Here is a 6,948-nt window from a genome sequence, read left to right as displayed (position 1 = left end):
CCTAAATTGGTGCCAGTCATTTATGAGTGCGTGACCTAGTGCAGGAGCACGACCTATGGGCCGACCGTTCGCTGCGCATTATGCTCGCTCGCTTCCCCAGCATCGCGGCGCACCTGTAGGCAGTCAGCGGTTCGGAGTGGATTTCCCTGAAAGTCGCAGTCGATCCGCACCAGAGCCCCGGAAGATTCGGGCGGTCTGCCATTTGAGGTTTAGGCTGCGAATGTCCACGCTTCTCCCATCACCGGAGTTCATGCTCGGGGAGAATGGAGGATGAAATGGGGGGCGCTGCCCAGAGTAAATTTCTATTTTGCTTTGAAATCAATGGTTTAAAGGACAAGTCTGGCGGAGACGAAGGGATTCGAACCCTCGAGACGGTTTCCCGCCTACTCCCTTAGCAGGGGAGCGCCTTCGACCACTCGGCCACGTCTCCGCTGGCGTCTCTAGCAGCTTGGCTGACAGGGAAACAAGCGGAAAATGACGCGATCGTCCCTCTTGGCGCGCAGACCGGCTTCGTTGACAGCCCGGGCCTGTGCTGGCAACGTCGCGGGATATCGGTTTGCGGGAGGCGCGTATGAGTGAAAATCCCTATTACTACAGCAAGATCAACGGCAAGCAGGTCGCGAACGATCCCCATTCCGTCCTGCTCGGGACGGCGGCCGATGACATCATTTACGGGGATGCCTTCGCCGCGCTCGAGGCCTACGGGTTCGCCCCGCAGCGGATCGCGGGCCTGCAGGGCGATGATCTTTTCGAAGGCAATGCCGGGCGCTTCTATGGCGGGGCGGGCGACGATGTCTTCGTCAATAACGGCGTTCACATCGGATACGATACCTACGACAAGGCGGCCCTCGCGTTTGGGGGGCTGGGGAACGACACGTTCTACGACTATTACGGTAGCACCGACTACTACGGCGGGCGCGGCAGCGACCACTTCTACTCGACCATCCACACCTTCGACGGCGATCTAGACAGGGTCTGGCTGGGCCGCGGCAACGACAAGGCCAACGTCGATTTCTCTCATGTCAGCAGCGCCTCGGGGCTGCATCCCGACGGGCATTCCTTCTTTGTGCAGGGCGGGCCGGGAAACGACACCCTGTCGCTGGGGGCGAGTCTCGGCGGTGCGCCGCTGCAAGGCGATGCCGATGGTGTTCTGGATTTGCGCGGGGCGATCCACGGGGAGATGCAGGTGAACTCGGCCACGGTGGCGGGGTTCGAGAATTTCGAGGTCTATTTCCGTTCGAGCCATCTGCACAAATTGATCACCGGCAGCGGCAATGATCGTGTCCAATACCTGGGGGACAATGACTGGCGGACTGTCAAGATGACCACGTTGCTCGGGGCGGGCAACGATTACTACATTGGTGCCCATAGCAATCAGACGGAGAGAGTCGCCGGCGGCCCTGGAAACGATGTCCTGATCTCCTTCGGCGCCTCGCAGGGGATGCATGACCATCTTTTCGGGGGCAAGGGGATGGACTTCCTCTTCGTCGAAGGCTCAAGCTACCATGGTACGATAATGAAGGGCGGTCCGGGGGCCGATACCTTCGTCCTGGCGACAGATGTCGAGGTGCGCGACTTCCATCCCGGCAAGGATCACGTCGCGATGGAGCTCGACCCCGACATGTGGAATTACAGCTATGACAAGCGCCCGGTAGAGCTGCTGCATCTGCTGCATTCGTTCACGGACGCGATGGTGAAGCAGGACGACGACACTGCGATCGTGCTGCAGCTGCCCGATGATCCCTACTTGACCTACGCGCGCGGCGATCTGCGATACGATCAGCAAACCGGTGATTTCCAGTTGCGCGATGAACCGGGCCACGACTGGCACTTCTATTGCCATCTCGACGGGGCGCCACATCTGTCCGTCGACGATTTCGCCTATTTCGGCTATTTCTGACGGGGCGCGGCCGTCCGTTCAGGCGTTGAACAGGAAGTGCAGGACGTCGCCGTCCTTGACCTCGTAGGTCTTGCCCTCGATGCGGAACTTGCCCGCCTCCTTGGCGCCGGTCTCGCCGCCATAGGTGACGTAGTCGTCGTAGGAGACCGTCTCGGCGCGGATGAAGCCGCGCTCGAAATCGCCGTGGATCACGCCCGCCGCCTGCGGCGCCAGCGTGCCCTTGCGGATGGTCCAGGCGCGGGCTTCCTTGGGGCCGACGGTGAAATAGGTCTCGAGCCCCAGGAGCTCGTAGCCCGCCCGGATCAGCCGGTCGAGCCCGGCCTCGTGCAGGCCCAGCTCCTCGAGGAACATCTGCGCCTCCTCGGGGTCGAGCTGGCTGATCTCCTCCTCGATCTTGGCCGAGATCACCACCGTGCCGGCGCCCTGTTCGGCGGCCATCTGGGCCACCTTCTCGGAGAGCGCGTTGCCGCTGCCGGCGCTGGCCTCCTCGACGTTGCAGACGTAAAGGACCGGCTTCGCGGTCAGCAGCTGCAGCATGTTCCAGGCCTTGCGGTCGTCCTCGGCCACCTGCACGGTGCGGGCCGGGCGGCCGTTTTCCAGCGCCTCGAGCGCGACGCGCAGCAGCCGGTCCTGGTCGACCGCCTCCTTGTCGCCGCCGCGCAGCTTGCGCGACAGGTTGGCCAGCCGCCGCTCGATCGATTCCATGTCGGCCAGCATCAGCTCGGTCTCGATCGTCTCGGCATCGGCGATCGGGTCGATCTGGCCCTCGACATGGGTGACGTCGTCATCGACGAAGCAGCGCAGCACATGGGCGATGGCGTCGCATTCGCGGATATTGGCGAGGAACTGGTTGCCCAGCCCTTCGCCCTTGGAGGCGCCGCGGACGAGGCCGGCGATGTCGACGAAGGTCATCCGGGTGGGCAGGATCTGCTTCGAGCCGGCGATCTCGGCCAGTTTCTCGAGCCTTGCATCGGGCACCGCCACCTCGCCGACATTCGGCTCGATGGTGCAGAAGGGGAAGTTGGCGGCCTGGGCCGCGGCGGTGCGGGTCAGCGCGTTGAAAAGCGTCGACTTGCCGACATTCGGCAGCCCGACGATACCCATCTTGAAACCCATTGCCGCTCCCTCGCGAAAAGATCCGGGCCGCTTCTACGCGTCCCCCCCGGCCTGTGCAAGCGTCTGTGCAAGCATCGCTTTGCCGCAGGGCAAAGCAGGCGTAGAGTGAGGGGAGAAGTTATTTGAGAGGTATTTTGAAATGAGTTTTGTTCCCTATCTGCATTTCGACGGCGAGTGCGCCCGGGCAATGAAGTTTTATGCCAAGGTCTTCGGGGCGTCCGACCTGGAGATAATGCGCTATTCCGAGGCCCCCGATGGCGGTCCGCCCGGGGCGATCCCGGCGCGGGTGATGCATTCCCGGATGACCCTGCACGAGGGCGAGGCGCTGATGGCGAGCGATTTTCCCGCCGTCACCCCGCATGCGCCAGCCGGCTTCAGCGTCATGCGTCCGGTCCCGAGCGTGGCCGAGGGCAATCATGTCGCCGAGCAACTGGCCGAGGAAGGTCATGTCCGGATGGCCTTCGGCCCGACCTTCTTCTCGCCCGGTTTCGGCATGGTCTCCGACCGGTTCGGCGTGACCTGGATGGTCGGGGTGATGGAGGACGGCCAGGGGCCGGCGTGGCAGGGCCTGAGACACGGGTCCCTGCGACACGGGCTGGCTTGATTTTCCCGCGCCGTTCCTGCACATCGGGCGATGACAGAGGAAAGGACGCCCGATGACGCGTATCGACCGGAAATTCGCCGCCCTGCGCGCCGAGGGCAAGAAGGCCTTCGTCTCCTACATCATGGCCGGCGATCCCGATCTCGAAACCTCGCTGGCGGTGATGAAGGGGCTGCCGGCGGCCGGTGTCGACATCATCGAGCTCGGCATGCCCTTCACCGATCCGATGGCCGACGGCCCGACGATCCAGCTGGCCGGTCAGCGCGCGCTCGACGGCGGCCAGACGCTGCAGAAGACGCTCGACATGGTGGCCGAGTTCCGCAAGGGCGACGACACCACGCCGGTGGTGATGATGGGCTATTACAACCCGATCTATAACCGCGGCGTCGATACCTTCCTCGCCGACGCGCTGGCGGCCGGGATCGACGGCCTGATCGTCGTCGACCTGCCGCCGGAAGAGGACGAGGAGCTCTGCATCCCGGCCCAGAAGGCCGGGATCAACTTCATCCGTCTCGCGACGCCGACGACCGACGACAAGCGCCTGCCCAAGGTGCTGCAGAACACCTCCGGCTTCGTCTATTACGTCTCGATCACCGGCATCACCGGGGCGGCGGCGGCACAGGCGGCCGAGGTCGGGCCCGAAGTGGCGCGGATCAAGGCGAAGACCGATCTGCCGGTGATCGTGGGCTTCGGCATCACCACGCCCGAGGCGGCGAAGCAGATCGCCGGGGTGGCCGACGGCTGCGTCGTCGGCTCGGCCATCGTCAAGCAGATCGCCGAGGGCAAGAGCCCGGCCGATGTCACCGCCTTCGCCGGCACGCTCGCCGCGGGCGCGCACAGCGCCTGAGCGCGGGGCGGGGGACAACTAGCTGCCGTTCGCAGGCGAACAGACCGGCGCTTGCGCCGGGCACGCGGAACAGGATGAGCGTGCTGGCAGACTGCTGGAAAAGCTGAGAGCTCGGGGTGTGAGCCCATAACCTGTGAGGCGGACCTACTCGGCCGCCAGGCCCGAATTGTAGGCGTAGGTCTTCCAGTCGGGCTTGTAATCGGCATCGGCCTGGTTGCCCCAGACCGTCCAGCCCTCGCGCACGCCGCGGCCGAAAAGCTCGAGATACGGCCCCCAGGAGCAGGCCTCGATCAGGTCGTATTGCTCGTCGGGCTTGCGCGAATGCTCGCGCTTGCGGGTCGAGAGGAAATTGACCTGGCGCCGGCCCGGGGCCAGCGTCCGGGCGTTCTTGCCCCTTGTGCCGAACAGGATGATCTCGGTCACGTTGCGGAAGTAGAAGCCGACGCCGCGCCCGTCCGAGCCGCCATCCTTGCGCTCCTTGTGCCAGATCAGGTTCGACTTGTATTCGAAGCCCCAGGCCGCCAGCACCTGCAGCCCCTCGGGCAGCAGCGCGTTGGGCACCCAGAGATAGCAGTGCGCCCGCTCCTCGAGATGCTCGGCCACCGGCAGGTCGCAGATGTCCTGTAGCGTCATCGTCGGGTAGCGCGCCAGCCGCTTGTGCTCGGGTGCGACCTTGCCGGTGCGGTTGGCGAAGCGCCACGGCGGATCGGCCAGCACGCAGCCGAAGCGGTCGTCGCCGAGGAATTTCTGCAGGTCTTGGGCGGCTGAGCTGGTCATATCCAACATATTGCGGTGGCAGGGCAGGGCAGGCAATCGGAACAATAGGGGAACACGCCCGGGGCGGCAATGAAAAACCGGCGGTGATGCGGGGAGAGGCGATGGCGCCGCCCGGCGCCAGCGCCGGGCGAAGCGTGGTCCGGGATGGGGCCTAGCCCATCTTGGTCGGCACCTTGCGCTCGAACCAGCGGAACAGCAGCACGATCACCCCGGTGATGGCCATGTAGACCAGCGCCAGCAGCAACAGCGGCTCGTAGATGATGAAGGTGTCCTGCCGCACGCGCGAGCTGACATTGTAGATGTCGAGCACGGTGATCGTCGCCACCAGCGGCGTCGCCTTGAGCTGCAGCACGGTCTCGCCGCCCAGCGTCGGGAGCACCCGGCGGATCGCCAGCGGCAGCCAGATACGGCGCAGGATGGTCAGCCGCGACATGCCGTAGGCGCGGGCGGCCTCGAGCTGGCCATGCGGCACGCCCTTGAGCGCACCGCGCATCACCTCGCCCTCGTAGCCGGCGAAGCTGAGCGTCAGCGACAGCAGGCCGTAGGGCCAGGCCTCGCGCAGGTAGGGCCAGAGCGCACCGTGGCGGATCCACGGGATGTAGGGGAACAGCGAGCCGAGCCCGTAATAGAGGAACCACAGCTGCAGCAGCAGCGGCGTGCCGCGGATGACCGAGCAGAAGCCCTTGGCCGGCAGCGCCAGGAACCACGGTCCGGCGGCCTGGGCGAGGCCGAGCCAGACCGCCATGAACAGTCCGACGGCCCAGCTTACCGCCAGCAGCCAGAGGGTGGTCCACAACCCCTGCAGGATCATGCCGTTGTTCCAGTAGTCCGGCAGCCAGCTCCAGTTCAGGTTCCAGGCGCACCAGGCGACAGCGCCGACGGCGAGCAGGATCAGCACGATCCGGTGCGGCCGCATCAGCGGGCGGAGGGCGGCGATCATATCGCGCCTCCGCGGCCGACGGCCGGCTGGCCCTTGCGCGCCCAGCGTTCGAGCGCGGCGAAGAACCGGCCCGAGAGGATCGAGATGATCATGTAGAGGGTGCCCGCGGCGATGAAGAACAGGAAATAGGACTTGGTCGTGCCCGCGGCCTGCAAGGTGGTCAGCGTCAGCTCGTTGAAGCCGATGACGGCCAGCAGCGCGGTGTCCTTGGTCGCGTTCAGCCACAGGTTGGCCATGCCCGGGATGGCGTTGGCCATCATCTGCGGGAAGGTGATGCGGCGGGCGATCATCACCGGCGGCATGCCATAGGCGCGGGCGGCCTCGATCTGGCCATGCGGCACGGCGAGGATGGCGCCGCGCAGCACCTCGGTCATGTAGGCGCCGACGACGACGCCGAGGACGATGATGCCGACCAGCAGCGGCGGCAGGGTGATGCGGTCATAGCCCATCGAGAGCAGGATCGAGTTGATCAGCTGCGGCACGAGGTAGAACAGGATCAGGATCTCGACCAGCTCGGGCACGGCGCGGACCACGGTGGTATAGACCGAGAACAGGTCGCGCAGGATCTCGCCGCCATAGAGCTTGGAGAAGGCGCCGATGATGCCGATCACGAGGCCGAGCGCATAGGCGCCGACGGCGACCTCCATCGAATGCAGCAGGCCGATGGCGAACACCTGGCCCCAGCCGTCGGGCGGGGACCAAGCGAGGAGCCCGAGCGCATGCCCGGGCTCGAAGAGACGTGTCAGAGCGTCCAGCACGGTCGGGTC

Annotated in this window: 7 protein-coding genes and 1 tRNA gene; 3 read left to right on the top strand and 5 right to left on the bottom strand. The window is 65.4% G+C overall.

Features of this window, described 5'->3' with window-relative positions; all coding sequences use genetic code 11:
* Positions 1-340: 340 nt before the first annotated feature.
* Positions 341-430, bottom strand: a tRNA-Ser gene (locus ACFOES_RS12205).
* Between the two features lie 141 nt (positions 431-571).
* On the opposite strand from ACFOES_RS12205, the gene ACFOES_RS12200 reads away from it, so the two are divergent.
* The gene (locus ACFOES_RS12200) at positions 572-1,900 is read left to right on the top strand and encodes a hypothetical protein (RefSeq protein WP_377833553.1); all 1,329 of its coding nucleotides are present in this window, start codon (positions 572-574) and stop codon (positions 1,898-1,900) included.
* An 18-nt stretch (positions 1,901-1,918) separates the two neighbouring features.
* On the opposite strand, the gene ychF is transcribed toward ACFOES_RS12200, so the two are convergent.
* Positions 1,919-3,016, bottom strand: a complete 1,098-nt coding sequence (gene ychF / locus ACFOES_RS12195) for a redox-regulated ATPase YchF (protein WP_377833552.1) — start codon at positions 3,014-3,016, stop codon at positions 1,919-1,921.
* A 139-nt stretch (positions 3,017-3,155) separates the two neighbouring features.
* Between ychF and ACFOES_RS12190 the strand changes: the two genes are divergently transcribed.
* Entirely contained in the window at positions 3,156-3,620 is a 465-nt protein-coding gene (locus ACFOES_RS12190) for a VOC family protein (RefSeq protein WP_377833551.1), read from the top strand.
* Between the two features lie 52 nt (positions 3,621-3,672).
* Complete coding sequence (gene trpA / locus ACFOES_RS12185; protein ID WP_377833550.1) at positions 3,673-4,464, top strand: tryptophan synthase subunit alpha; 792 nt, start codon at positions 3,673-3,675, stop codon at positions 4,462-4,464.
* 144 nt (positions 4,465-4,608) lie between these two features.
* Here the strand turns inward: trpA and ACFOES_RS12180 are convergent, their stop codons facing one another.
* The 3 genes from ACFOES_RS12180 to ACFOES_RS12170 form a co-directional block, all read right to left on the bottom strand.
* The gene (locus tag ACFOES_RS12180; RefSeq protein ID WP_377833549.1) at positions 4,609-5,241 is read right to left on the bottom strand and encodes an MT-A70 family methyltransferase; all 633 of its coding nucleotides are present in this window, start codon (positions 5,239-5,241) and stop codon (positions 4,609-4,611) included.
* Between the two features lie 151 nt (positions 5,242-5,392).
* Positions 5,393-6,181, bottom strand: a complete 789-nt coding sequence (locus ACFOES_RS12175; RefSeq protein ID WP_377833548.1) for an ABC transporter permease — start codon at positions 6,179-6,181, stop codon at positions 5,393-5,395.
* Complete coding sequence (locus tag ACFOES_RS12170) at positions 6,178-6,936, bottom strand: ABC transporter permease (RefSeq protein WP_377833566.1); 759 nt, start codon at positions 6,934-6,936, stop codon at positions 6,178-6,180. The genes ACFOES_RS12175 and ACFOES_RS12170 overlap by 4 nt, the downstream gene beginning before the upstream one ends.
* Positions 6,937-6,948: the final 12 nt, after the last annotated feature.

This window comes from Acidimangrovimonas pyrenivorans (assembly GCF_042643245.1).
Lineage (GTDB): Bacteria > Pseudomonadota > Alphaproteobacteria > Rhodobacterales > Rhodobacteraceae > Acidimangrovimonas > Acidimangrovimonas pyrenivorans.
Note: the sequence above shows the minus strand (reverse complement) of the source record. Positions and strands in the feature narration are given on the sequence as shown.

Bases quoted from the DNA above. Each gene is read 5' to 3' on its own strand.
- ACFOES_RS12200 (WP_377833553.1), top strand. From the start codon at position 572: ATGAGTGAAAATCCCTATTACTACAGCAAGATCAACGGCAAGCAGGTC.
- ychF (WP_377833552.1), bottom strand. From the start codon at position 3,016: ATGGGTTTCAAGATGGGTATCGTCGGGCTGCCGAATGTCGGCAAGTCG.
- ACFOES_RS12190 (WP_377833551.1), top strand. From the start codon at position 3,156: ATGAGTTTTGTTCCCTATCTGCATTTCGACGGCGAGTGCGCCCGGGCA.
- trpA (WP_377833550.1), top strand. From the start codon at position 3,673: ATGACGCGTATCGACCGGAAATTCGCCGCCCTGCGCGCCGAGGGCAAG.
- ACFOES_RS12180 (WP_377833549.1), bottom strand. From the start codon at position 5,241: ATGACCAGCTCAGCCGCCCAAGACCTGCAGAAATTCCTCGGCGACGAC.
- ACFOES_RS12175 (WP_377833548.1), bottom strand. From the start codon at position 6,181: ATGATCGCCGCCCTCCGCCCGCTGATGCGGCCGCACCGGATCGTGCTG.